The sequence below is a fragment of the Streptomyces sp. NPDC012769 genome (assembly GCF_042901205.1).
In the GTDB taxonomy this organism is placed as follows: domain Bacteria; phylum Actinomycetota; class Actinomycetes; order Streptomycetales; family Streptomycetaceae; genus Streptomyces.
Genome location: NZ_JBIBCP010000005.1, coordinates 420272 through 443795, shown reverse-complemented (window position 1 = coordinate 443795; position 23524 = coordinate 420272). Strand labels below are relative to the sequence as shown.

The following is a 23524-nucleotide window of genomic DNA, read 5'->3' as shown; positions in this document are numbered from 1 at the left end:
CCCGTCACGGGCCCAAAGCGCACTTGAGGAAGTCCAGAGCTTCACCCGAGGATGACCGGCATGACACGACCGCTGCTCAATCGCCGGCTCGCGGAGTTCGGGACGACGATCTTCGCCGAGATGTCCGCGCTGGCGGCCCGGACCGGTTCGATCAACCTGGGCCAGGGCTTCCCCGACACCGACGGCCCCGAGGAGATCCGCGAGGCCGCCGTCCGGGCCCTGCGCGACGGCCGGGGCAACCAGTACCCGCCGGGCCCCGGCGTCCCGGAGCTGCGCACGGCCGTCGCCGAGCACCAGCGGCGCTTCCACGGCCTGAGCTTCGACCCGGACACGGAGGTCCTGGTCACGGCGGGCGCGACCGAGGCGATCGCGGCGACCCTGCTCGCCCTGCTGGAGCCCGGTGACGAGGTGATCGCCTTCGAGCCGTACTACGACTCGTACGCGGCCTGCGTCGCGATGGCCGGCGGCCGGCGCGTCCCCCTGACGCTGCGCGCCCCGGACTTCCGTCCCGACCTGGACGCCCTGCGCGACGCGGTCACCGACCGCACCCGGCTGCTGCTCCTGAACTCGCCGCACAACCCCACGGGCATGGTCCTGACCCGCGAGGAGCTGACGGCGATCGCGGAGCTCGCGGTGGAACGGGACCTGCTCGTCGTCACGGACGAGGTCTACGAGCACCTCGTGTTCGACGGCGAGCACGTGCCGCTGATCTCGCTGCCCGGCATGCGGGAGCGCACGGTCTCCATCTCCTCGGCGGGCAAGACCTTCTCCTTCACCGGCTGGAAGGTCGGCTGGGTCACCGCGGCCGCTCCGCTGCTCGCGGCCGTCCGCTCGGCGAAGCAGTTCCTGACGTACGTCTCGTCCGGGCCGTTCCAGTACGCGGTGGCCGAGGCGCTGGCCCTGCCCGACGCCTACTTCACCGCGTTCCGCGCCGACCTGGCCGCGAAGCGGGAGATCCTCTCGGCCGGTCTGACGGAGGCGGGCTTCGAGGTCTACCGCCCGCAGGGCACGTACTTCATCACCACGGACGTCGCCGTGCTCGGCGAGAAGGACGCCCTCGCCTTCTGCCGCTCCCTCCCCGAGCGCTGCGGTGTCGTCGCGGTCCCCAACTCGGTCTTCTACGACGCCGAGGACGCCGGCCGCACCCAGGTCCGCTTCGCGTTCTGCAAGCGGGAGGAGGTCCTGCGGGAGGCCGCGTCCCGGCTCAGGCGGCTGTAAGGGCCGGGGGCCGGAGCCCCCTCCCCGGCCGTCGGGGCGCCGCGGCGGGTGCGGGTAGGGTCCCCCTCGCCCGGTCGCACGACCGGCGCGTTCTTCGCCCATGGGGGGTCCCGCATGTCCGCACCGCTGTCCCGGCCGAGCCGCAGAACGGCCCTGATCGCCCTCGTCGGCGCGGCGGCCGGCGGCGCGCTGCCGGTGGCCGCCGCGCCGACCGCCGCGGCGGCCACGACCGCGGAGACGACCGCGGAGACGACCGCCGGAACGACCGCGGGGGCGGTGCCGGCGGGCCCCGGAGGGCGGCTGCCGATGCTGGTGGACCCGACCGACGCCTGGCACTTCGCCCCGCACCCGGCCGGCGCCCTGATCACCCGCACCGTCACCGGCGGTCTGGAGGTCTCCGACGACCGGGGCGTCCTCGCCACCCTCACCACCGGGGCGCGGACGGTGACGCTGCGCGGACCGAAGCGCTGGTTCACGGAGCAGAAGAAGCCCGTCGCGGACGCCTTCGACCGGGTCCCGCCGACCGGAGGCTGGGGCATGTCGCCCGGCGGCGGCACCTGGTCGCACCACAACGGCGTCGCCGGGGACTACTTCGTGGAGAGCGGCCGGGCCGTCATCACCCTCGCCGCCGGCAAGAGCCGCTACTCCCTGCTGCCCGACGAGGCGATCGGCGACGTGTACGCGTCCGCCCGCTTCTCCTTCGACCGGCTGCCCGCCGGCGCGCCCGTCTCGCTCGCCCTGGTCTTCGCCGCCCAGGACGTCAACAACCACTACCGCGCGCGGCTGATCGTCACCCCCGCCGGAGAGGTCCAGCTCGCGCTGGAGAAGGAGCTGGCCGACACGCCGGTCACCCTGGGCGCGCCCGTCACGGTCGGCACCGGCTTCGCCGCCTACGACCACTGGTGGGTCCGGATCGAGAAGACCGGCGACCTGCTGCGGGCCCGCGCCTGGAAGCACGGCACCGGCGTGGCGGAGCCCGGCACCTGGCACCACAGCGTGTACGACCCCGAGAAGGACCCGTCGAAGGTCTTCCGTACGGGCGCGGTCGGGGTCCGGGGGCTGGCCTCCACCGGCGCCGCCGTGATCCCGCAGGCCCGGATCTACGACGTCACGATCGACTCGGCCACCTGGGCCGAACCGCCGCTGATCACCCACGACACCTGGGTACGGGTCCTCCCGGAGCCCTTCGCCGGCACCTGGACCCCCGAGGTCGAGCAGCGGATCCGCGCCTGGGCGGGCGACACCTCCCCCGACGTCCTCGCGTACTCCTCCATGTACCGGCCCTTCGCGCCCGCGATCACCGACCCCGCCCGGCAGGGCGCCCGGGTCCTCGGCCAGTCGGGCTACAGCAAGCCGGACCCGACGACCGGTCTGCGCAAGGTCGGGGCCGACTTCCACCAGTACATGGGGCTCGACTGGGACTTCACCGCGAGCGGCGAACAGGCCGTCGCGAACCCGGACTTCCAGGGCCAGCTGGACTGCTCGGGCTTCGTCCGGATGGTCTACGGCCACCACATGGGCATCCCGATGGTCCGCTACCGGCAGTTCGACGGCCGCAACCTGCCGCGCGAGTCCAAGGACCTGGCGGCCTCCGGCCCCGGCGTGAAGATCGCCGACGGCGGCACCGGCCAGGTCCCGCCGCTCGACGGCCTGCGGATCGGCGACACCGTCTTCTTCGACACCGACGAGGACTCGGACCTGGGCGGCCACATCGGCATCTACATGGGCCGGGACCAGCACGGCAAGCGGCGCTTCGTCTCCAGCCGCAAGACGCCGGACGGGCCGACCCTCGCGGACCTCGGCGGCCGGTCGATCCTCGACGGCGCGCCGAGGACCGAGACCAGCAACGGCGACCTGTACACCAACACGCTGCGGGTGATCCGCCGCTTCTGATCCGCGCGCCCCCTCCGCGCCCCGCCTCTTGTCCGGTAAACCGATTTGTCGGATAGATACCGGATTCCCGCGCACGGAGGTGCCCCCTGTCCGCCGAGACGCTCGACCGCCCGGCGTCCACCGCCGCCCCCACCCGGCGGCTGCCCCGCTGGCGGGCCTCGCTGCACCGGGCGGCGCCCGCCCTCGGGCTGTTCGCCGCCGCGCGGGTCACCGGGATGCTGGTGCTCGCGCTGTGGGCCTGGCACACCGGGCGGTCGCCGCGCGCGCTGCTCGCGAAGTCCTGGGACTCGGACTGGTACCTCCGGATCGCCGCCCACGGCTACGGACGCACGCTGACCTGGCCCGACGGGGCGGTCCAGTCGGACCTGGCGTTCTTCCCGCTGTACCCGGGGCTCGTCCGGGCCGTCACCACCGTGCTGCCCGTCGCGGGCGGCACGGCCGGGCTGCTGCTGTCCTGGCTCGCCGCCGGCGCCGCCGCCTGGGGGATCTACCTGGTCGCGGAGCGGCTGGGCGGGCGGCCCGTCGCCGTCCTGACGGTGCTGCTGTGGGGGCTGCTCCCGCACTCGATCGTGCTGTCGATGGCGTACACCGAGCCGCTGATGACGGCCTTCGCCGCCTGGGCCCTGTACGCCGTGCTGACCCGCCGCTGGCTTTGGGCGGGCGCCTTCGCCGCGCTCGCCGGGCTCTCCCGGCCGAACGGGGTCGCCGTCGCCGCGGCCGTGCTCGCCGCCGTCGCCTTCGAGCTGTGGCGGCGGCGCGGCCGGGTCGGGTGGCCGGTGTGGGCGGGGGCCGTCCTCGCGCCCACGGGCTGGCTCTCGTACGTGTTGTGGGTCGGCGCCCGCCGCGGTGACCTCCTCGGCGGCTACTTCGCCGTCCAGGAGGGCTGGACCTCCCGCTTCGACTTCGGGCGGGGCGCTCTGGTCTTCGTACGGGACATGCTGACCGGCCCGACCCAGTTCGGCTACGCGATGGCGCTGGTCATCACGGCGGCCGGGGTGCTGCTCTTCGCGCTGCTCGCGCTGTTCGAGCGCCCGCCGCTGCCGGTCCTCGTCTACACCGCCGTCCTGGTGCTCATCACCGTCGGCGGCTCGGGCTTCTTCGAGTCCAAGCCGCGCTTCCTGCTGCCGGCCTTCCCGTTGCTGCTGCCGCTCGCCCGTGCCATGACGAGAGCCCGGCCGGGCGCCGCGGTCGTGGTGATCGCGGGCCTGGCCGGGCTCTCGTTCGCCTACGGGGTCTATGTGCTGGCGTTCGCCCGCATGGCCCTGTGAGGCGGAGGACTCCTCGGCGGAGGACTACTCGGCGGAGTCGCCGGGCTCCTTGTCCTCGGGGGTCTCCAGACCGAACTGCTCGACGATCCACTTGTCGAACTCGATCGAGGCGCGGACCCAGCTGACGGTGGAGGACACGAAGTGCTCCAGCGCCACACCGGTGCCGATCAGCATCTGGGCCTCGCCGATGAGACGGAGGGTGGCGGAGCCGTCCTCCTCCTCGTGCAGGTGGGTGTAGACCTTGGGCCACAGGGTGCGACGGTTCCAGTCGTCGATCGCGTCGAGGATCCTCGCGCGGTCGTCCGCCGCGTGCGGGCGGTCGTAGAACGTGCGGACGGAGAAGACCTGCTGCTCGTCCTCGCCGCGGAACATGAAGTACGTGCGGAATTCCTCCCACGGCGCCGCGAGGTCACCCTCGTCGTCGACGACGTACTTCAGCTCCATCTGGTCGAGGAGCTGCTTGACCAGGTCCTGGTCGGGGACGACGGGGCCCGCCGGTCCTGCTGCCTGAGGCTGGGGCTGGGCCCCGAAATTCGGAATCGAGGACGGGTCGATGCTCACCGGGTTCTTCCCTTCGTACGGATGCCCGCCATCCTCCCCCATGCCAGGCGGTATGTGGCAAGTCCCCACGGCGCGGATCCGCTGCGGGCTGACAGGATCCCGCCCGTCGGGGTCATCCGGAGGACCGGCCGACGATCCGCCTACCCCGGACGAGGGCGGGGACACCGCCCTCGTCGGGGTCGTCGGCTTCTGGGGCCGGGGCCGGGGGCTATTCGGCCCGGCCCACGAGGAGGCCGTCCTCGAAGCGGTCCACCCGGACCGTGTCGCCGTCGCGGACGTCGCCCGCCAGGATCTCCTTGGCGAGCCGGTCGCCGATGGAGGTCTGGATCAGACGGCGCAGCGGCCGGGCGCCGTACGCCGGGTCGTTGCCCCGGTCGGCGAGCCAGGCCAGCGCCTCGGGCGTGACCTCCAGGGTGAGCCGGCGGTCGGCCAGGCGGCGGGCCAGGCGGTCGATCTGGAGCCGGGCGATGCGGGCCAGCTCGCCCTGGTCCAGGGCGGAGAAGACCACGATCTCGTCCAGCCGGTTCAGGAACTCCGGCTTGAAGCTGGCGCGCACGACCTCCAGGACCTGCTCCCGCTTCTCCTCCGGGCTCGTCAGCGGCTCCACCAGGAACTGGCTGCCCAGGTTGGAGGTGAGGATCAGGATCGTGTTGCGGAAGTCCACCGTGCGGCCCTGGCCGTCGGTGAGCCGGCCGTCGTCGAGGACCTGGAGCAGGATGTCGAAGACCTCCGGGTGGGCCTTCTCCACCTCGTCGAGGAGGACGACGCTGTACGGCCGGCGGCGGACGGCCTCGGTGAGCTGGCCGCCCTCCTCGTAACCGACGTAGCCGGGAGGCGCGCCGACGAGCCGGGCCACGGAGTGCTTCTCGCCGTACTCCGACATGTCGATGCGGACCATGGCCCGCTCGTCGTCGAAGAGGAAGTCGGCGAGCGCCTTCGCCAGCTCGGTCTTGCCGACGCCGGTCGGGCCGAGGAAGAGGAAGGAGCCGGTGGGCCGGTCGGGGTCGGCGATCCCGGCGCGGGTGCGGCGCACGGCATCGGAGACGGCCCGCACCGCCTCGCCCTGGCCGATCAGCCGCTTGCCGAGCTCGTCCTCCATGCGGAGCAGCTTCTGCGTCTCGCCCTCCAGGAGGCGGCCGGCGGGGATGCCGGTCCAGGCGCCGACCACATCGGCGATGTCGTCCGGGCCCACCTCCTCCTTGACCATGGTGTCCTTGGCGGCCTCCTGCTGCGCCTCGGCCTCGCTGGCCTCCTCCAGCTCCCGCTCCAGGGCCGGGATCTCCCCGTACAGCAGCTTGGAGGCGGTGTCGAAGTCGCCGTCGCGCTGGGCGCGCTCGGCCCGGCCGCGGAGCTCGTCGAGCTGTTCCTTGAGCTCGCCGACCCGGTTGAGGGACTCCTTCTCCTTCTCCCAGCGGGCGGTCAGGCCGCGCAGCTCCTCCTCGCGGTCGGCGAGGTCGCGGCGCAGCTTCTCCAGACGCTGCTTGCTGGCCTCGTCGGTCTCGTTCCTGAGCGCCAGCTCCTCCATGCGCAGCCGGTCGACGGAGCGCTGGAGCTCGTCGATCTCGACCGGCGAGGAGTCGATCTCCATGCGGAGCCGGGAGGCGGCCTCGTCGACCAGGTCGATGGCCTTGTCGGGCAGGAAGCGGGAGGTGATGTAACGGTCGGAGAGGGTCGCGGCGGCCACCAGGGCGGAGTCGTTGATCTGCACCTTGTGGTGGGCCTCGTAGCGGCCCTTGAGACCGCGCAGGATGGCGACGGTGTCCTCGACGCTCGGCTCGGCGACCAGGACCTGCTGGAAGCGGCGCTCCAGGGCGGGGTCCTTCTCGATCCGCTCGCGGTACTCGTCGAGCGTGGTGGCGCCGACCATGCGCAGCTCGCCGCGGGCCAGCATCGGCTTGAGCATGTTGCCGGCGTCCATGGCGGAGTCGCCTCCGGCGCCCGCGCCGACGACGGTGTGCAGCTCGTCGATGAAGGTGATGATCCGGCCGTCGCTCTCCTTGATCTCGGACAGGACGGTCTTCAGGCGCTCCTCGAACTCGCCGCGGTACTTCGCTCCGGCCACCATGGCGCCGAGGTCGAGCGCCACCAGGCGCTTGTCGCGCAGCGACTCGGGGACGTCGCCCTTCACGATCCGCTGGGCCAGGCCCTCCACGACGGCGGTCTTGCCGACGCCGGGCTCGCCGATGAGCACCGGGTTGTTCTTCGTGCGGCGGGAGAGGACCTGGACGACGCGCCGGATCTCGTGGTCGCGGCCGATGACCGGGTCGAGCTTGCCCTCGCGGGCGGCGGCGGTGAAGTCGGTGCCGAACTTCTCCAGGGCCTTGTACGAGCCCTCGGGGTCGGGGGTGGTCACCCGGCGGGTGCCCCGGGTCTGCTCGAAGGCGTCCTGGAGCCGGCGGGCGGTGGCGCCCTGCCGGTCGAGGACCTCGCCGGCCCGGCCGCCCTTGGCGGCGATGCCGATGAGCAGGTGCTCGGTGGACAGGTACTCGTCGCCGAGCTTCTTCGCGCGCTCGGCTGCGTCGGCGATGACGGCGAGCAGCTCGCGGTTGGGCTGCGGGGGCGCGACCGTGGATCCGGTGACGCTGGGCAGGGCGGCGAGCAGCCGCTCCGCACCGTTGCGCACGGCGGCCTGGTCGGCCTCGACGGCGGCGAGCAGGTCCGTGATGTTCGCGTTCTCCTGACCCTCCAGCAGCGCGAGCAGAAGATGCGCGGGGGTCAGATCGGCGTGCCCCTGGGACACGGCGCGGCTGCTGGCCGCGTTCAGCGCGTCCCGGCTCCTGTTGGTCAGTTCGGCGTCCACGACCGGGGTCTCCTCCTGAAGCTCGACTCACTTGCTCTTCGGACCGAGTCTTACGACTCCATGACTCTTCCAGCGTACACAAAGTTGAGTCTATTCCGCTCAATGTATCGAAGGCGGTGCTCCCGGGAGTAGTTTCCGGGGCATGGCCATCGACCCGAGCAAGCCGAGCGACTCGTATCTCGCCTTCTGGCGCGAGTACCACATGTGCACGCTGACCACACCCCGCGCCGACGGAACCCCGCACGTGGTGGCGGTCGGCGTGACGTACGACCCGGAGGGCGGCGAGCGGGGCATCGCCCGCGTCATCACCAACAAGCACAGCCGCAAGGTCGCCAACGTCCTGGCGGCCGGCGCGGACGGCGCGCGGGTCGCGGTCTGCCAGGTGGACAAGGGGCGCTGGGCCACGCTCGAGGGCGTGGCGCGGATCCGTACCGAGGCGGAGGTCGTCGCGGACGCGGTGGACCGCTACGCGGCCCGCTACAACCGGGTCCCGGCGCCGAACCCGGACCGGGTGGTCATCGAGATCGCGCTCACCCGCGCGATGGGCCGGGCCTGAGCCGGCCGGCCCTGAACCGGCCGGAAAAGCACAGCGGCGCCATCGCGTTTCAGGTCCGCGATGGCGCCGCTGTGTGGGGGAAGCACCTGAACGATCTACAACGACGGGGGAATCGTTCAGGCACTGCGGGGGGTGGCGGTGATGGTCTCGGGTTCGACCAGCTGGGGTTCGACCAGCTGATGGTCGCGCTGGTCGAGATTGACGAAGATCATGCCGTACCGGATGGCACAGCGGACGGGTTGCGGGGCGCCGCGCGGGCGGCGAAGGCACCGGTAGGCGCGAATGTCCTCGTCGTCTTCGCGGACGACGACGATCGGCTCCCCGAAGAGGGTGACCATCAACGACTCGCCACGGCGCGGCACCGCGGTGACGAGATCGATGAAGTGCCACCCGGACCGGTAGGCGCTCGCCATCTCGCGACGGAAACGAGGATCTTCGGGAACCGTCATGCCCCCTCGGACTCCCATCCAGGGTCGGAGGCAGGTCCGACCTCCCAGCCGGGATCACCGACCGCGGCCGGAGCCACGCCCCAGCCCGGGTCGCCGTTGAGCACCGGCGACAGTCCCCAGCCCGGGTCGGCGTTCACGACCCTCGTCTGCGAACCCCACCCCGGGTCCTCGGTTGCCGTGACCGCTCCCACAGCGGCAGCAGCCATCAGTGCGACACCGGCTACGGTGCGTATGAGCTTCTTGGACATGACCGAGCAACCTCACTTGAAGGTGTGTAACAACCTGCTCCCCCGCAAGTCACGACGATGGCTCACTCATCCCGTTTCCACCACTCGCTCAATGCATCATGTTCCTGTAATGCAAAAGCCTGGGGGTGTACGTATGCGAATAGAACCTGAAGAAACGGGACATTCTCACACGCACGCAGACCTGTGCGAAGCGGGCACCCGGCTCTACACCGAGGCGCTTCGATCAGGTCGCATCGCCCGATCCGAGATCGGGCCGGCCCCCTGCCTGATGGACCTCGACCTGCTGCGTCCCGACCCCGACGACGCCGAATGGCTCCGCCCGGTCGCCCCTTCGGCCGCGCTCGCCCGGCTGCTCCTGCCCATCGAGAAGGAGATACAGGAGCGGCGACGGCTGACCCTGACCCTTTCCGACGCGTTCGAGCCGTTCATGACCCTCGGCGCACGCGACCCCTCGATGACCCACGCCATCACCGTCCTCGAAGGCCTGGAACGGATCAACGCCAACCTCGACCGCGCCGTCGCCGAGTGCACCTCCGAACTGCTCACCGTACAACCGGGGAAGGGCCGCAGCGCCCACACCTTCGGCGAAGCACTCCGCCGGGTCCGCCCCCTGCTCGGCAAGGGCATCAAGATGCGCACCCTCTACCAGCACACGGCGCGCCACCAGCCCATCACCCTGGCCTATCTGGAACGCATAGGGCCCGAGGTCGAGGTCCGCACCCTCGAAGAGATCATCGACCGGCTCATCATCGTCGACCGCAAGGTCGCCTTCGTGCCGGCCAGCCGCGACCGCACCATCGCACTCGAACTGCGCCACCAGGGGCTCGTCGAGTATCTCGGCGGCGTCTTCGACCAGTTCTGGCTCCAGGCCACCCCCCTCGACGCCCCCGTCGCCTACCAGCCGCTCCAGAACGGCATCAGCGGCGTCCAGCGCTCCATCGCCAAACTCCTCGTCGAAGGACACGTCGACGAGGCCATCGCCCGCCGCCTCGGCATGAACGTCCGCACCTGCCGCGCCCACATCGCCAAGCTCGCCGCCGCCCTCGGCAGCGGCAGCCGCGCCCAGCTCGGCTACCTCATCGCCCAGTCCGGCATCCTCGGACGGGACAACTGACCCGCGTGTACGTCCACATCGACCTCGACGGCCCCGCCGGCACCCTGCGCGTCTCCGGTCACGGGCTGCCCACCGTGGAGCTCCGGCGGGACCCCGGAGCCGCCACCGACCGGCTCGTCCCCATCGGGACCCGCGACCCCGCGCGGCTCACCCTCACCGTGGCCGGCGAACCCGCCCTCGTCCGGCCCGCCAAGGGCCGCCTCTCCCGCCGCTCCTACCGCGTCGACGCGGTCCTGACCGGGACGCGCTCCGAGACCCGCTACCGGCTCGTGCCCTGCTCGTACGGCGAGAGCCGGCTCAGCCGCGACGGACGCCCCCTCGGCACCCTGGAATCGGCCGGAGACGGCCGCGTGGACGCCGACTGGACCTGCGGCGTCACCCCGCGGGACCAGGCCGTCGGCACCGCCCTCGCGGCCGCCTTCGGGACCGGCGCACAGCCCTGGTGGCAGACCGCCGCCGACATCGTGGCCGAGCTCATCCCGTGACGCGGCCCCGGTCCCGCACACGCGAAGGACCCCCTCCGAAGAGGGGGTCCCGGAAGCTCCGTGCGAAGGGCTACTCGCCGCGCTTGTGACCCGGCCGCCACACCACCAGGGCGCTCGCCTGCTGCACGTCCTGGTACGGGACCAGATCGCGCCGGTACGAGGCGTGCACCTGGGCCTCGCGCTGGCGCATCGCCGCCGCCGCGCCCTCGACCGCCGACGAGAGCTCGGCGATCCGCTGCTGCAGCGCCGCCACCTGGTTCTCCAGCTCGATGATGCGCTTGATGCCGGCCAGGTTGATGCCCTCGTCCTGCGACAGCTGCTGCACCTGACGGAGCAGCTCGATGTCACGGGCCGAATAGCGGCGCCCGCGGCCCGCCGTGCGGTCCGGGGACACCAGGCCCAGACGGTCGTACTGACGCAGGGTCTGCGGATGCAGACCGGAGAGCTGGGCCGCCACCGAGATGACGTACACCGGCGTCTCGTCGGTCAGTTCATAAGGATTGCGGCGACGGCCGTCCATCTCCTCAAGCTCCCTTCGCGGCCTGGAACAGCTCTGCCCTGGGGTCCTCGCCCGCCGTGGCCTGACGGTAGGTCTCCAGGGCCTCGCGGGCCTTGTCGTCCAGCTCCTTCGGCACCGCGACCTCCACCGTCACCAGCAGGTCGCCGCGCGTGCCGTCCTTGCGGACCGCGCCCTTGCCCCGGGCGCGCATGGTGCGGCCGTTGGGGGTGCCCGCGGGAAGCTTGAGCGTGACCGCGGGGCCGCCCAGCGTCGGCACCTTGATCTCCCCGCCGAGCGCCGCCTCGTCGAACGCGACGGGCACCGTGACGGTGAGGTTGTCGTCCTTGCGGCCGAACACCGGATGGGCGTCGACGTGCACGACCACGTACAGGTCGCCGTTCGGCCCGCCGCGCTCGCCGGGGGCTCCCTTGCCGCGCAGCCGGATCTTCTGGTTGTCGCTCACGCCCGCCGGGATGCGGACCTGCATGGTGCGGGAGGACTTGGCGCGTCCGCTGCCCTTGCAGACCTCGCAGGGCGTCTCGGCGATCAGGCCGCGCCCCTTGCAGTCCACGCACGGGTCGGTCAGCGAGAAGCCGCCGCCGCTGCCGCGCGAGATCTGCCCGGTGCCGACGCAGGTCGGGCACACCCGGGGGGTGCCGTTCTTGTCGCCGGTGCCCGAACAGGCCTTGCAGGGCTGCTGGCTGGACATCCGCAGCGGGACGGTCGCGCCCTCGATGGCCTCGGTGAAGCTGAGCGTCACCTCGGACTCGATGTCCTGGCCGCGACGCGGCTGCGTGCGGGTGCCCGCACCGCCGCCCCGGTTGAACAGGCCGCCGAAGACGTCCCCGAGACCGCCGCCGAAGCCGCCGGCCCCACCGGGACCGCCCTGGGCGCCGCCGAAGAGGTCGCCCAGGTCGAAGTTGAACGAGCCGCCGCCCGGACCGGCGGCCCGGAAGCCGCCGTTGCCGAAGAGGGCGCGGGCGTCGTCGTACTCCTTGCGCTTCTTCGGGTCGCCGAGGACGTCGTTCGCCTCGGAGATCTCCTTGAAGCGCGCCTCGGCGCCGGCGTCGTTCTTGTTGGCGTCCGGGTGGTACTCGCGGGCGAGCTTCCGGTACGCCTTCTTGATCTCCGCGTCGGTGGCGTCCTTGGGGACGCCGAGAACCTTGTAGTAGTCCTTCTCGACGAAGTCCTTCGTGCTCATCGACGTCCCTCCTCTCGGACGATCACAGCGCTAGCCCTCTTCGGGGCCACCGCTCTCCTCGTCGGCCTTCTTGTCTTCCTTGCCGGCCGGGGCCGCGCCCGGCTGGGGCTCGGCGACGGCCACGCGGGCGGGCCTGATGGTCCGCTCGCCGATCCGGTACCCCGGCTGCAGAATCGCCACGCAGGTCGTCTCGGTGACGTCCGGCGCGTAACTGTGCATCAGGGCCTCGTGCACGGTCGGGTCGAAGGGCTCGCCCTCCTTGCCGAACTGCTGCAGACCCATCTTGGCGGCGACCGTCTCCAGCGACTCGGCGACCGACTTGAAGCCGCCCACGAGCTCACCGTGCTCCCGGGCACGGCCGATGTCGTCGAGCACGGGCAGCAGCTCGGTCAGGAGGCTCGCGACGGCGATCTCCTTGACCGTGACCCGGTCCCGCTCCACGCGGCGGCGGTAGTTCTGGTACTCGGCCTGGAGCCGCTGGAGGTCCGCGGTGCGCTCGGAGAGCGCGGTGCGGGCCTGGTCCAGCTGCGCCAGCAGGGCTACGTCCGTAGCGTCCCCGGCCGGGGCCGCCCCCTCCGCCTGGTCGGCGGAGTCGGCGGCCTTCGGCTCCTCGGGCGTGCCGTCGGCGGGGACGTCGGGCTTCTCCTCGAAGCCCGGGGTCTCCTCCGACATCAGGCAGCGCCGCCCTTCGGCTTGTCCTCGTCGACGATCTCGGCGTCGACGACGTCGTCGTCCTGGCCGGCCTGGGCCTGGCCGGCGTCGCCGCCAGCGGCCTGGGCGCCCTGGGCGTCGGCGTACAGCGCCTGGCCGAGCTTCTGGGAGACGGCCGCGACCTTCTCGGTGGCGGTGCGGATCTCCGCGGTGTCCTCGCCCTTGAGCTTCTCCTTCAGCTCGGTGAGCGCGGTCTCGACCTCGGTCTTGACGTCACCGGGGACCTTGTCCTCGTTGTCCTTGAGGAACTTCTCCGTCTGGTAGACGAGCTGCTCGCCCTGGTTGCGGGTCTCGGCGGCCTCGCGGCGGCGGTGGTCCTCCTCCGCGTACTGCTCGGCCTCCTGGCGCATCCGGTCGACCTCGTCCTTCGGCAGCGAGGAGCCGCCGGTGACGGTCATCTTCTGCTCCTTGCCCGTGCCCAGGTCCTTCGCGGTCACGTGCATGATGCCGTTGGCGTCGATGTCGAAGGCGACCTCGATCTGCGGGACGCCGCGCGGGGCCGGCGGGAGGCCGGTCAGCTCGAACATGCCGAGCTTCTTGTTGTACGCCGCGATCTCGCGCTCGCCCTGGTAGACCTGGATCTGGACGGACGGCTGGTTGTCCTCGGCCGTCGTGAAGATCTCGGACCGCTTGGTCGGGATCGTGGTGTTGCGCTCGATGAGCTTGGTCATGATGCCGCCCTTGGTCTCGATGCCGAGGGACAGCGGGGTGACGTCGAGGAGCAGGACGTCCTTGACCTCGCCCTTGAGGACACCGGCCTGCAGGGCGGCGCCGATGGCGACGACCTCGTCCGGGTTCACGCCCTTGTTGGCCTCGTTGCCGCCGGTCAGCTCCTTGACGAGCTCGGCGACGGCCGGCATGCGGGTCGAGCCGCCGACGAGGACGACGTGGTCGATCTCGGAGAGCTGGATGCCCGCGTCCTTGATGACGTTGTGGAACGGGGTCTTGCAGCGCTCGAGCAGGTCCGCGGTGAGCTGCTGGAACTGGGCGCGGGTGAGCTTCTCGTCCAGGTGCAGCGGGCCCTCGGCGGAGGCCGTGATGTAGGGAAGGTTGATCGTGGTCTCCGTGGAGGAGGACAGCTCGATCTTGGCCTTCTCGGCGGCCTCGCGCAGACGCTGCAGCGCCATCTTGTCCTTGGACAGGTCGACGCCGTGGCCGTTGGCGAACTGCTTCACCAGGTAGTCGACGACGCGCTGGTCCCAGTCGTCACCACCGAGGTGGTTGTCACCGTTGGTGGCCTTCACCTCGACGACGCCGTCGCCGATCTCCAGGAGGGACACGTCGAAGGTGCCGCCACCGAGGTCGAAGACGAGGATGGTCTGGTCGTCCTTGTCGAGGCCGTACGCCAGGGCGGCGGCGGTCGGCTCGTTGACGATGCGCAGGACGTTGAGGCCCGCGATCTCGCCGGCCTCCTTGGTGGCCTGACGCTCGGAGTCGTTGAAGTACGCCGGGACGGTGATGACCGCGTCGGTCACCTTCTCGCCCAGGTAGGCCTCGGCGTCGCGCTTCAGCTTCTGGAGGATGAAGGCGGAGATCTGCTGCGGGTTGAAGTTCTTCCCGTCGAGCTCGATCTTCCAGTCGGTGCCCATGTGGCGCTTCACGGACCGGATGGTCCGGTCGACGTTGGTGACCGCCTGGCGCTTGGCGACCTCGCCGACGAGCACCTCACCGTTCTTCGCGAAGGCGACGACGGACGGCGTGGTCCTGGCGCCCTCGGCGTTGGTGATGACGGTGGGCTCGCCGCCTTCCAGAACGCTGACGACGGAGTTAGTCGTGCCCAGGTCGATGCCGACCGCACGTGCCATTTCGATTCCTCCAGCTGACTGACTTGAGTGGAACTGACTCAAGGATGCACGAGGGTCGGGCGAGAGTCAAAGGACCTGAGTCGGGGTGACTCAACTCTTCGCCGCCATGCCTGCTCAAAGGGCGCGTCGCTACGGCACGAAAGCGCGCCTCCGTGAGAAGGTCCGGACATATCCCATGATTCCCGCCGGAAGGTGTGAACGCATGACGGCCAAGCGCGCGCTGGACGTGATCGGCGGACTGGTGCTCGCCGTCCTGCTCTCCCCGCTGATCGCCGTCGTCGCCCTGCGGGGTTCGGCGGGCGGGGCCGGGCTGCTGCGCCGCCGGCCGGTCGCGGGCCTGGACGGCCGCGTCTTCGGGATGCTGACCTTCCGCACGAAGAGCCCGCTGGCCGCCCTGCCGCAGCTGTTGCACGTCGTACGGGGCGAGATGTCGCTCGTGGGGCCGTGCCCGCTGGCGCCGGGACACCGGGAGTCCACCGGGGACGGGCGGCGCCGGCTCTCCGTACGTCCGGGGATGACCGGGCCGTGGCAGATCAGCGGGCGCTCGGAGCTGCCGTGGGAGGAGCGCGCGCTCCTCGACCTCCACTATGTGGACCACCACTGGCTCGGCATGGATCTGGCGATCCTGGCGCGTACGCTTCCAGCAGTCCGTAAACGTCGCCAGGCGACTCGCACCGCAGGCCGGACTCCGGGACACACGGGCGACGCAGGCCGCGCGGCAAGGGTTGCCTGAGCGACACAGATCACCGTGAGCCCCGCTACAAGAGCGGCGCTCCCACCGGTAATCTCGGCACGGACTGAATAAGTTACCGCTTAGTAGGCGTCCAGCTTAGTAGGCCCGCCCGAGGAGCCCCTCATGCAACTCGCCGCGATCATTGTGTCGCTGACCCTGACCGTGGTCGGCGTTGCGCTGCTCGCCCGCGCCATCGGCCAGTTCGTCCGGTACTTCAAGCTCGGCCAGCCGGTGCCCGCCGGCACCCGCACCGACAACCCGTACCAGCGCAGCGTCACCCTGGTGCGGGAATTCCTCGGCCACACCCGGATGAACCGGTGGGGCATCGTCGGTTTCGCGCACTGGTTCGTGGCCGTCGGCTTCCTGACCCTGCCGCCGACGATCGTCACCGCGTACGGCCAGCTGTTCCAGGCCGACTGGACGCTGCCGGTGATCGGCGGCTTCCTGCCGTACGAGCTGTACATCGAGTTCATCGGCGCGATGACCACCCTCGGCATCGCCACCCTGATGGTCATCCGGCTGCTCAACCTGCCCTCGCGCCCCGGCCGCAAGTCCCGGTTCGCCGGATCGAAGATGGGCCAGGCGTACTTCGTCGAGTACGTCATCCTCACCATCGGCCTCGCCATCTACGTGCTGCGCGGCCTCGAGGGCGCGATCCACCACGTCGAGCACTACGAGGCCGCGTACTTCGCCTCGTACCCGCTGGTCCTGGCCTTCAAGGGCCTGAGCGTCGCGACCCTCCAGAACCTGGTCTACGTCTTCGCCATGATCAAGCTGAGCACCACCATGATCTGGATGATCACGGTGTCGCTCAACACCAACATGGGCGTCGCCTGGCACCGCTTCCTCGGCTTCCCGAACATCTGGTTCAAGCGCAACGCGACCGGCGAGACCGCCCTCGGCGCGCTCCAGCCGATGACCTCCGGCGGCAAGCCGATCGACTTCGAGGACCCGGGCGAGGACGACGTCTACGGCGTCTCCCAGGTCGAGCAGTTCTCCTGGAAGGGCCTCCTCGACTTCTCCACCTGCACCGAGTGCGGCCGCTGCCAGTCGCAGTGCCCCGCCTGGAACACCGGCAAGCCGCTCTCGCCGAAGCTCCTCATCATGTCGCTGCGCGACCACGCGCACGCCAAGGCGCCGTACCTGCTGGCCGGCGGCGGCAAGACCATGGAGGGCGAGGAGAAGGCGTCGGCCGAGGCGCTCGCCGGTGTCCCCGCCGCGGCTCTCGCGGAGGCCGAGCGCCCGCTCATCGGCACCGTCGAGGAGAACGGCGTCATCGACCCGGACGTCCTGTGGTCCTGCACCACCTGCGGCGCCTGCGTCGAGCAGTGCCCGGTCGACATCGAGCACATCGACCACATCGTCGACATGCGCCGCTACCAGGTCATGATCGAGAGCGCGTTCCCGTCCGAGGCGGGCACGATGCTCAAGAACCTGGAGAAGAAGGGCAACCCCTGGGGTCTGGCCAAGAAGCAGCGCGTCGAGTGGACCAAGGAGGTCGACTTCGAGGTCCCGATCGTCGGCAAGGACGTCGAGGACCTCACCGAGGTCGACTACCTCTACTGGGTCGGCTGCGCCGGCGCCCTGGAGGACCGCGCCAAGAAGACCACCAAGGCCTTCGCCGAGCTGCTGCACATCGCGGGCGTCAAGTTCGCGATCATGGGCGGCGAGGAGAAGTGCACCGGTGACTCGCCGCGCCGCCTGGGCAACGAGCCGCTGTTCCAGCAGCTGGGCCAGGAGAACGTCGCGATGCTGAACATGGCGTTCGGCGAGGACGACGAGGACGAGTCGACCAAGAAGCCGAAGTCGGCGAAGAAGATCGTCTCCACCTGCCCGCACTGCTTCAACACCATCGCCAACGAGTACCCGCAGCTCGGCGGCGAGTACGAGGTCATCCACCACACCCAGCTGCTCCAGCACCTCATCGACGAGGGCAAGCTGATCCCGGTGACCCCGGTGGACGGCCTGATCACCTACCACGACCCGTGCTACCTGGGCCGCCACAACAAGGTCTACACGCCGCCGCGCGAGATCATGTCGGCCGTCCCGGGCCTGCGCCAGCAGGAGATGCACCGCCACAAGGAGCGGGGCTTCTGCTGCGGCGCCGGTGGTGCCCGGATGTGGATGGAGGAGCGGATCGGCAAGCGCATCAACACCGAGCGCGTCGACGAGGCCCTGTCCCTCAACCCGGACATCGTCTCCACCGCCTGCCCGTTCTGCCTCGTCATGCTCACGGACTCCGTGAACGGCAAGAAGAACGACGGCAAGGCGAAGGAGAGCCTCCAGGTCGTGGACGTCGCCCAGCTGCTGCTCGACTCGGTGAAGACGCCGGTCGACCCGGAGCCGGAGGAGACGGCGGTCGAGCCGGAGCCGGAGCCGGCTTCCTGACCCCGGTCATGAGCACGTGCCGGAGGGCCGCCCCGCGGATGACGCGGGGCGGCCCTTCGCCGTCGTGGCGTGTGGCCGGGTGACCCAGCGCTGGACGGGGTTCCTTCCTGCCGGACCTTCCGGGCTCTCTGGGACCCGTCCCGGACTCGTCCCGGACCCGTACCGGACCCTTCCCGGGCCCCTAGGGGATGTCACAGCTCTGCCCCACTCTCCCGCCGAGGCGCGAGCGGGGGGCGGGACCGGGTACGTTCATTGACGTGGCTGGATTCAGGAACGGACGCGGCCGGGCCGGCGGCCCCCCGCGACAACAACCGCAGCAGGCGCCGTACGGGTACAACGCGCCCCCGCCGGCATACCCGCAACAGCAGCAGCAGTGGTCGCAGCAGCAACATCAGCAGCAGCCACAGGCGCAGGCGCACGGGGAGCCGGAGTACTTCGGCGACCCCTACGCCCCGCAGGCGCCGCACCCGCAGCAGCACTACGCGGCCAACAACCCGGGCCACACTCAGGTCTTCAGCGTCCATGACGACCCGTACGGGGACGGCGCGACGTACCAGGCCGGAGCCGCCCCGGTCCCCACGGGCCCGCGGCTGCCCTGGAAGGCCCTCCTGAGCGGCATCGTGCTGCGCCCGGCGGACACGTTCCTGCGGATGCGGGACCACGCCGTGTGGGGCCCGGCGCTGGTCGTCACCTTCCTCTACGGGCTCCTCGCGATCTTCGGCTTCGACAAGGCGCGCGACGAGGCCATCAACGCCACCCTGTCCAACGCCGTCCCGTACGTCGTGCTGACCGGCGTCGGCTTCGTCATCGGCGGCCTGGTCCTCGGCGCCGTCACCCACACCCTTGCCCGTCAGCTCGGCGGCAACGGCTCCTGGCAGCCCACCGTCGGCCTGTCCATGCTGATCATGTCCCTCACGGACGCCCCGCGCCTGCTCTTCGCCGTCTTCCTGGGCGGCGAGAACGGCCTGGTCCAGGTCGTCGGCTGGCTGACCTGGCTGGCCGCCGGAGCACTCTTCACCGTGATGGTGAGCCGCTCCCACGACCTGCCCTGGCCGAAGGCCCTGGGCGCGTCGGCGATCCAGCTGGTGGCGCTGCTGAGCCTGATCAAGCTGGGAACGCTGTAGTAGCCGCAGTCGCACGAGAAAGGCCCCCGCCGACGATTCGGCGGGGGCCTTTCCGATGAGAATTCCGGCGTCTCGGGCGGACGTCACAGGGGTCCTGAGGGCCGAGTAGCCGAATTTGCAGCCTATTGCTCATTCTCGGCGACTTTTTGGCGAGGGTGACACTCTTCCGCATTTCACTCTGCCAATACTCGGGATCGATCAGGCCCGGGCGTCGAAGGAGAGCCGGGTCCGGCACCGAAAAGGTGGAGCATCTTCATGGCACTAATCGCGAGACGCCCGAGGCGGGCCGCGCGCAGGGCGTCACTCATCGGCCTCGGGCTGGCGACGGCACTGGCCGCGCCCTTCGCCGGTCTGGCATCCGCCGCCCAGGCGGTTCATCCCGGACCGCCGAGTGGGGACGGCGTGCAGCCCACACTCCGGGCGGGCAACCCGGACTGCGACGAGCTCCTGCCCGGCTCGTTCGAGTTCCGCTACGAGCCGGTCCAGGACGGGACGAACGTCCCGCTCAGCCCGCTCAGCCCGCCCGCCCCGAACGGACTGTCCGGAAACCTGGACATCGATGTCCGGAACACCAACCAGGGGCCGGTGTTCGACTTCAACCTCGACGGCGACTTCGTCGCCGCCGGTGTCATCGTCAAGGGCGGCCCGGACGCCAACTTCTACGACTACGGGCCCACCGGCAACCGGAACGACACCAATCTCCACGCGCCGGTCAACCACAACAACAACCGGTTCTTCGGTCTCAGCCACATCTCGTTCTGCCTCATCGAGGCACCGCGGGTCGGCGCGCTGAAGATCGTGAAGAACAGCGTCAAGGGCGGGCTCGTCACCCGCGACGGTGCCGTGTTCTCGGTGAGCGGCCCGAACGGCTTCAACACCAGCGTGACGGACGACACGACCATGGCGGCCCCCGACGAGGACGCGACCACGGGCGAGGTCTGCATCTCGGGGCTGGTGCCAGGCGTGTACACGGTCAACGAGACCACGCCTCCGCCCGGATACGGCGCTGCCACCCAGACCAACGTGCAGGCGACCGTGGTCGGCGGCACGACCTGCGCGACCGTCGGCACCGGCGCCACCGCCACGTTCACGAACGCGCCGCTCGCCGACCTCCTGGTGCGGGTGGACGACCAGGGATCGGGCGAGACCCAGTCCGAGATCACCTGCAACGGCAACCACACCGGTCCGTCGAACCCGGCCATCCTGAACGTCAACAACCTGCCGCCGGGCACCTACAACTGCCAGATCATCATCGACCCGTGACGCGCTGAGCGCGCCCGGAACGACCCCTGACCGATCTACCCGGTCAGGGGTCGTTCCCCACCTCGGGCGAGATCGCCCCTCGTCAGAGCGCTTCCCCGTTCTCCCGGGCGCCTCAGGCGTCGAGGACCTGGCCCTCGCGGCGGACGACGGGCGGCTCGACGGACCAGGGGAAGTTGATCCACTCGTCGGTCTTCTTCCAGACGTACTCGCACTTCACGAGGGAGTGCGACTTCTCGTAGACGACCGCGGAGCGGACCTCGGCGACGTGGTCGACGCAGAAGTCGTGGACGAGCTTGAGGGTCTTGCCGGTGTCGGCGACGTCGTCGGCGATCAGGACCTTCTTGTCGGAGAAGTCGATCGCATTCGGGACGGGCGCGAGCATGACGGGCATTTCGAGCGTAGTGCCCACACCGGTATAAAATTCGACATTTACCAGGTGGATGTTCTTGCAGTCCAGGGCGTAGGCCAGACCGCCGGCGACGAAGACGCCGCCGCGGGCGATGGACAGGACGATGTCCGGCTCGTAGCCGTCGTCGGCGATGGTCTGGGCGAGCTCGCGGACCGCGCGCCCGAAGCCCTCGTACGTCAGGTTCTCGCGTACTTCACTCATGCCGGCTACCGCCTCACACCTGGGTCCGATGGAAGTTCATGTACGAGCGGGAGGCCGTCGGCCCCCGCTGGCCCTGGTACCGGGAGCCGTACCGCTCGCTCCCGTACGGGTACTCGGCCGGCGAGCTGAGACGGAACATGCACAGCTGCCCGATCTTCATGCCCGGCCACAGCTTGATCGGCAGGGTGGCGAGGTTCGACAGCTCCAGGGTCACGTGCCCGGAGAAACCGGGGTCGATGAAGCCGGCGGTCGAGTGCGTCACCAGACCGAGCCGCCCCAGGGAGCTCTTCCCCTCCAGTCGGGAGGCGATGTCGTCCGGCAGGGTGATGACCTCGTAGGTCGAGGCGAGCACGAACTCACCCGGGTGCAGGATGAACGCCTCGTCCCCCTCCGGCTCGACTTCGCGCGTCAGGTCGAGCTGCTCGACGGCGGGGTCGATGTGGGGGTACCGGTGGTTCTCGAACACCCGGAAGAAGCGGTCAAGCCTCACGTCGATGCTCGAGGGCTGCACCATGGATTCGTCGTACGGGTCGATGCGCACCCGCCCGGCATCGATCTCGGCCCGGATGTCCTTGTCTGAGAGAAGCACGCTCCCACGATACGCAGAGGGCGCGGAGCTCCCCCAATCGGGAAGACCCACGCCCCCGCCACGCCATCAGCGCCGATCGAGCTCCACGGGCACCGCGTGCCGCAACCGCGCACACCGTGGACACCGAACGAGCCGCCCGGGCCCGATCCGCCCGGCCCCGAGCTGCTGCAGCGGGAACGAAGCGGTGCTGAATACGTGCCCCTCGGCACAACGGACGACGGTGCGCTCCATCGAACCCATCAAGTCCCTTCCCCGACAAGTGGTGGACGAGACAGCCACATTAAGGGATCAAGAGGGCGCCACCCCACGCGGCACTCCGCAGGACGCGCTTCGTCTGAAGTGCCGGATGGGGTACAGTGTGCAACGATGCCGCATCGATCTTCGGGCGGCACTGCGGATGTAGTTTAATGGTAGAACATGAGCTTCCCAAGCTTATAGCGCGGGTTCGATTCCCGTCATCCGCTCCATCACAAAGCCCCAGGTCAACGACCTGGGGCTTTGTCGTTGTCCAGACCGGGCCAGGTCCGGCCCGCGGTCGTACGATGGAAACTGGATCGAACACGCTCACGTGTGTCGATCCGGAAGGGCGGCCCCGGCGGAGTGAATGCGCTGGGGCCGTTGCGAGCACCGCCGCCATGAGGCGCATGCGCTTCGACGACGCCGACGCCCCGCACCGCGACGACCGACCGCGTCGCCGGGAGCGTCACGCATGGCGCGCTCCCCAGGTCCTCTTCGCGTGAACCGGAAGCCACCGCCAGGGCGGAGGTCACCGGAGCGGGCGGTGGCGGGCGGAGTGGCGGGTGCGCAGGGCCATGTAGATGAGGTCCGCCACGAGTACCGCGATGCCGATGAAGAGCAGGAAGAGGAGTCCGTCGACGACGACGCCGATGAGGCCCAGGATGATCGCGACGATGATCAGGGCGAGGAAGAGTGTCATGGGGGCCGCCTCCCCGGCGGTCGGGGGCTCAGCGTCGGGCGAGTTGGCGTTCGCCGTTCGCACCGGGTTCGTAGGCGAGGCCGTAGTGGCGGAAGACGGCTTCCTCGTCCTCGAAGGGCAGGACGTCGTCGGGACCGATGGAGGGGCTCTGCTTCACCAGTTTCCTGTCGTGGGCGACCCGCACGTACCCCGGCCCCACCGTCGCCCCCTCCAGGGGGACGAACACCAGGCGGTGCCGGGTGGGCAGGCCGACGCGGACCGTGGCCATGGCCGGTTCGTCGGTGCTGGTGTCGACGTAGACGGATTCCAGTTCGCCGATCTTGTGGCCGTCGGGATCCACCACGTCCTGGTCGCGCCACTCGCGGATGTCCGCTGTCTGGATCATGCCGCTCCTCCCTGCTCGGTCGTCGGTGCGGGAAGCGTGGCGACGAGGAGCTCGGCGGCCTGCGTGATGTTGTCGGCGTGGACCGCGCGGGCCATGGCCGTGCGGGCGGCATCGGCCTCCGTGTCCGGCGGCACCACCATCAGCGCGAAGTGGTCCTTGTCGCCACGGGTGATCAGGACGGTGTCGTCGCCGACGGGGAAGGAGTCGAGGTGGACGACCCGGTCGTCGATGATCAGCCGGGTCGGAATCTCGTCCCAGGCGGTGGCGTCCAGGCCGACCCGGGTGATGGGTCCGAGGTGTTCGGCCAGCACGGACACCAGCGCGGGAACCTCCTGCTCCGCGTCGCGGGTGCGCGGCCACCATGCCCCGTCGAGGACGCCCTGCCGGGAGTGCGTCGTCTCCAGCCGGAGCAGCGCCGTACCAGGTCGTACCGCCTGGTGGATCTCGTCCGGCAGGAGCAGCGGGGCCGGGATGTCGGAGTCGGCCATGATGGATCCGCTCGTCTACGAGTGAGGTGCCGCGGCCCGTCCCTGCCGCGCCCGAGGGGGCGACAGGCGCCGGCGGGGCGACTGTGCCGTCATCTCACGGTACCCCCGGCTCCTGTACGTCCGCCCGTCGCGGCACACGCGTTCGCGCGACCCGGAAGTCTCTCCTCGTATCGGACCGTAAACGGACTGATCAGACGTA

General features: G+C 70.4%; 22 protein-coding genes and 1 tRNA gene. 11 read left to right on the top strand and 12 right to left on the bottom strand.

The genetic code is table 11. The features are described from left to right. Nucleotides 1–60: 60 nt before the first annotated feature. From ACFY7C_RS27255 to ACFY7C_RS27245, 3 genes are all read left to right on the top strand, one after another. Entirely contained in the window at nucleotides 61–1218 is a 1158-nt protein-coding gene (locus tag ACFY7C_RS27255) for a pyridoxal phosphate-dependent aminotransferase (RefSeq protein ID WP_389655223.1), read from the top strand. Nucleotides 1219–1332: 114 nt separating this feature from the next. After that, entirely contained in the window at nucleotides 1333–3111 is a 1779-nt protein-coding gene (locus tag ACFY7C_RS27250) for an NlpC/P60 family protein (RefSeq protein WP_389655221.1), read from the top strand. Between the two features lie 140 nt (nucleotides 3112–3251). Then, on the top strand, nucleotides 3252–4379 hold the full coding sequence (locus ACFY7C_RS27245; RefSeq protein WP_389655674.1) for a glycosyltransferase family 39 protein: 1128 nt from the start codon (nucleotides 3252–3254) through the stop codon (nucleotides 4377–4379). Between the two features lie 24 nt (nucleotides 4380–4403). On the opposite strand, the gene ACFY7C_RS27240 is transcribed toward ACFY7C_RS27245, so the two are convergent. Together ACFY7C_RS27240 and clpB are read right to left on the bottom strand one after the other, a co-directional pair. Beyond that, nucleotides 4404–4940, bottom strand: a complete 537-nt coding sequence (locus tag ACFY7C_RS27240) for a YbjN domain-containing protein (protein ID WP_389655219.1) — start codon at nucleotides 4938–4940, stop codon at nucleotides 4404–4406. 208 nt (nucleotides 4941–5148) lie between these two features. After that, the gene (clpB, locus tag ACFY7C_RS27235) at nucleotides 5149–7740 is read right to left on the bottom strand and encodes an ATP-dependent chaperone ClpB (RefSeq protein ID WP_389655217.1); all 2592 of its coding nucleotides are present in this window, start codon (nucleotides 7738–7740) and stop codon (nucleotides 5149–5151) included. 142 nt (nucleotides 7741–7882) lie between these two features. On the opposite strand from clpB, the gene ACFY7C_RS27230 reads away from it, so the two are divergent. Beyond that, nucleotides 7883–8296: a pyridoxamine 5'-phosphate oxidase family protein gene (locus ACFY7C_RS27230; RefSeq protein WP_389655215.1), complete on the top strand. Its 414-nt coding sequence runs from the start codon at nucleotides 7883–7885 to the stop codon at nucleotides 8294–8296. Between the two features lie 116 nt (nucleotides 8297–8412). Here ACFY7C_RS27230 and ACFY7C_RS27225 read toward each other — a convergent pair whose 3' ends face one another. Continuing rightward, nucleotides 8413–8745: a (2Fe-2S)-binding protein gene (locus tag ACFY7C_RS27225; protein WP_389655213.1), complete on the bottom strand. Its 333-nt coding sequence runs from the start codon at nucleotides 8743–8745 to the stop codon at nucleotides 8413–8415. 381 nt (nucleotides 8746–9126) lie between these two features. Between ACFY7C_RS27225 and ACFY7C_RS27220 the strand changes: the two genes are divergently transcribed. Continuing rightward, nucleotides 9127–10107, top strand: coding sequence for a helix-turn-helix transcriptional regulator (locus tag ACFY7C_RS27220; protein WP_389655211.1), 981 nt, complete (start codon nucleotides 9127–9129; stop codon nucleotides 10105–10107). 5 nt (nucleotides 10108–10112) lie between these two features. Then, entirely contained in the window at nucleotides 10113–10592 is a 480-nt protein-coding gene (locus ACFY7C_RS27215) for a hypothetical protein (RefSeq protein ID WP_389655209.1), read from the top strand. Between the two features lie 70 nt (nucleotides 10593–10662). Here ACFY7C_RS27215 and ACFY7C_RS27210 read toward each other — a convergent pair whose 3' ends face one another. The 4 genes from ACFY7C_RS27210 to dnaK are packed head-to-tail and all read right to left on the bottom strand — an operon-like array spanning nucleotide 10663 to nucleotide 14808. After that, on the bottom strand, nucleotides 10663–11112 hold the full coding sequence (locus ACFY7C_RS27210) for a heat shock protein transcriptional repressor HspR (RefSeq protein WP_389655207.1): 450 nt from the start codon (nucleotides 11110–11112) through the stop codon (nucleotides 10663–10665). Nucleotides 11113–11116: 4 nt separating this feature from the next. Then, the gene (gene dnaJ, locus ACFY7C_RS27205; RefSeq protein ID WP_389655205.1) at nucleotides 11117–12292 is read right to left on the bottom strand and encodes a molecular chaperone DnaJ; all 1176 of its coding nucleotides are present in this window, start codon (nucleotides 12290–12292) and stop codon (nucleotides 11117–11119) included. Nucleotides 12293–12322: 30 nt separating this feature from the next. Then, entirely contained in the window at nucleotides 12323–12964 is a 642-nt protein-coding gene (grpE, locus tag ACFY7C_RS27200) for a nucleotide exchange factor GrpE (protein ID WP_389655203.1), read from the bottom strand. Beyond that, nucleotides 12964–14808, bottom strand: coding sequence for a molecular chaperone DnaK (gene dnaK, locus ACFY7C_RS27195; RefSeq protein ID WP_389655201.1), 1845 nt, complete (start codon nucleotides 14806–14808; stop codon nucleotides 12964–12966). The genes grpE and dnaK overlap by 1 nt, the downstream gene beginning before the upstream one ends. 202 nt (nucleotides 14809–15010) lie before the next feature. Between dnaK and ACFY7C_RS27190 the strand changes: the two genes are divergently transcribed. From ACFY7C_RS27190 to ACFY7C_RS27175, 4 genes are all read left to right on the top strand, one after another. Beyond that, nucleotides 15011–15541 (top strand): sugar transferase, encoded by a 531-nt coding sequence (locus ACFY7C_RS27190; RefSeq protein ID WP_389655199.1) that lies wholly within the window; start codon nucleotides 15011–15013, stop codon nucleotides 15539–15541. A 123-nt stretch (nucleotides 15542–15664) separates the two neighbouring features. Then, nucleotides 15665–17929 (top strand): (Fe-S)-binding protein, encoded by a 2265-nt coding sequence (locus tag ACFY7C_RS27185; protein ID WP_389655197.1) that lies wholly within the window; start codon nucleotides 15665–15667, stop codon nucleotides 17927–17929. Nucleotides 17930–18186: 257 nt separating this feature from the next. Further along, complete coding sequence (locus ACFY7C_RS27180; RefSeq protein ID WP_389655195.1) at nucleotides 18187–19053, top strand: Yip1 family protein; 867 nt, start codon at nucleotides 18187–18189, stop codon at nucleotides 19051–19053. A 402-nt stretch (nucleotides 19054–19455) separates the two neighbouring features. Then, entirely contained in the window at nucleotides 19456–20316 is an 861-nt protein-coding gene (locus ACFY7C_RS27175) for a prealbumin-like fold domain-containing protein (RefSeq protein WP_389655193.1), read from the top strand. A 112-nt stretch (nucleotides 20317–20428) separates the two neighbouring features. Here ACFY7C_RS27175 and ACFY7C_RS27170 read toward each other — a convergent pair whose 3' ends face one another. Beyond that, nucleotides 20429–20926, bottom strand: coding sequence for a phosphoribosyltransferase (locus tag ACFY7C_RS27170; protein ID WP_345487037.1), 498 nt, complete (start codon nucleotides 20924–20926; stop codon nucleotides 20429–20431). A 13-nt stretch (nucleotides 20927–20939) separates the two neighbouring features. Then, nucleotides 20940–21515 (bottom strand): dCTP deaminase, encoded by a 576-nt coding sequence (dcd, locus tag ACFY7C_RS27165; RefSeq protein WP_125656191.1) that lies wholly within the window; start codon nucleotides 21513–21515, stop codon nucleotides 20940–20942. A 393-nt stretch (nucleotides 21516–21908) separates the two neighbouring features. Between dcd and ACFY7C_RS27160 the strand changes: the two genes are divergently transcribed. Next, nucleotides 21909–21982: transfer RNA gene (locus ACFY7C_RS27160), tRNA-Gly, on the top strand. A 299-nt stretch (nucleotides 21983–22281) separates the two neighbouring features. On the opposite strand, the gene ACFY7C_RS27155 is transcribed toward ACFY7C_RS27160, so the two are convergent. The 3 genes from ACFY7C_RS27155 to ACFY7C_RS27145 are packed head-to-tail and all read right to left on the bottom strand — an operon-like array spanning nucleotide 22282 to nucleotide 23325. Continuing rightward, a complete protein-coding gene (locus ACFY7C_RS27155) occupies nucleotides 22282–22452 on the bottom strand; it encodes a hypothetical protein (protein ID WP_389655191.1) in 171 nt (56 codons plus the stop codon). A gap of 28 nt (nucleotides 22453–22480) precedes the next feature. After that, nucleotides 22481–22837, bottom strand: a complete 357-nt coding sequence (locus tag ACFY7C_RS27150) for a PRC-barrel domain-containing protein (protein WP_389655189.1) — start codon at nucleotides 22835–22837, stop codon at nucleotides 22481–22483. Beyond that, nucleotides 22834–23325, bottom strand: a complete 492-nt coding sequence (locus ACFY7C_RS27145; RefSeq protein ID WP_389655188.1) for a DUF5994 family protein — start codon at nucleotides 23323–23325, stop codon at nucleotides 22834–22836. Before ACFY7C_RS27145 ends, ACFY7C_RS27150 begins: the two co-directional genes overlap by 4 nt. Nucleotides 23326–23524 lie beyond the last annotated feature (199 nt).

Bases quoted from the DNA above. Each gene is read 5' to 3' on its own strand.
- dnaK (WP_389655201.1), bottom strand. From the start codon at position 14,808: ATGGCACGTGCGGTCGGCATCGACCTGGGCACGACTAACTCCGTCGTC.
- ACFY7C_RS27225 (WP_389655213.1), bottom strand. From the start codon at position 8,745: ATGACGGTTCCCGAAGATCCTCGTTTCCGTCGCGAGATGGCGAGCGCC.
- ACFY7C_RS27190 (WP_389655199.1), top strand. From the start codon at position 15,011: ATGACGGCCAAGCGCGCGCTGGACGTGATCGGCGGACTGGTGCTCGCC.
- ACFY7C_RS27145 (WP_389655188.1), bottom strand. From the start codon at position 23,325: ATGGCCGACTCCGACATCCCGGCCCCGCTGCTCCTGCCGGACGAGATC.
- ACFY7C_RS27230 (WP_389655215.1), top strand. From the start codon at position 7,883: ATGGCCATCGACCCGAGCAAGCCGAGCGACTCGTATCTCGCCTTCTGG.
- ACFY7C_RS27255 (WP_389655223.1), top strand. From the start codon at position 61: ATGACACGACCGCTGCTCAATCGCCGGCTCGCGGAGTTCGGGACGACG.
- dnaJ (WP_389655205.1), bottom strand. From the start codon at position 12,292: ATGAGCACGAAGGACTTCGTCGAGAAGGACTACTACAAGGTTCTCGGC.
- ACFY7C_RS27155 (WP_389655191.1), bottom strand. From the start codon at position 22,452: ATGACACTCTTCCTCGCCCTGATCATCGTCGCGATCATCCTGGGCCTC.
- ACFY7C_RS27250 (WP_389655221.1), top strand. From the start codon at position 1,333: ATGTCCGCACCGCTGTCCCGGCCGAGCCGCAGAACGGCCCTGATCGCC.
- ACFY7C_RS27185 (WP_389655197.1), top strand. From the start codon at position 15,665: ATGCAACTCGCCGCGATCATTGTGTCGCTGACCCTGACCGTGGTCGGC.
- ACFY7C_RS27210 (WP_389655207.1), bottom strand. From the start codon at position 11,112: ATGGACGGCCGTCGCCGCAATCCTTATGAACTGACCGACGAGACGCCG.
- ACFY7C_RS27220 (WP_389655211.1), top strand. From the start codon at position 9,127: ATGCGAATAGAACCTGAAGAAACGGGACATTCTCACACGCACGCAGAC.
- ACFY7C_RS27150 (WP_389655189.1), bottom strand. From the start codon at position 22,837: ATGATCCAGACAGCGGACATCCGCGAGTGGCGCGACCAGGACGTGGTG.
- ACFY7C_RS27170 (WP_345487037.1), bottom strand. From the start codon at position 20,926: ATGAGTGAAGTACGCGAGAACCTGACGTACGAGGGCTTCGGGCGCGCG.
- grpE (WP_389655203.1), bottom strand. From the start codon at position 12,964: ATGTCGGAGGAGACCCCGGGCTTCGAGGAGAAGCCCGACGTCCCCGCC.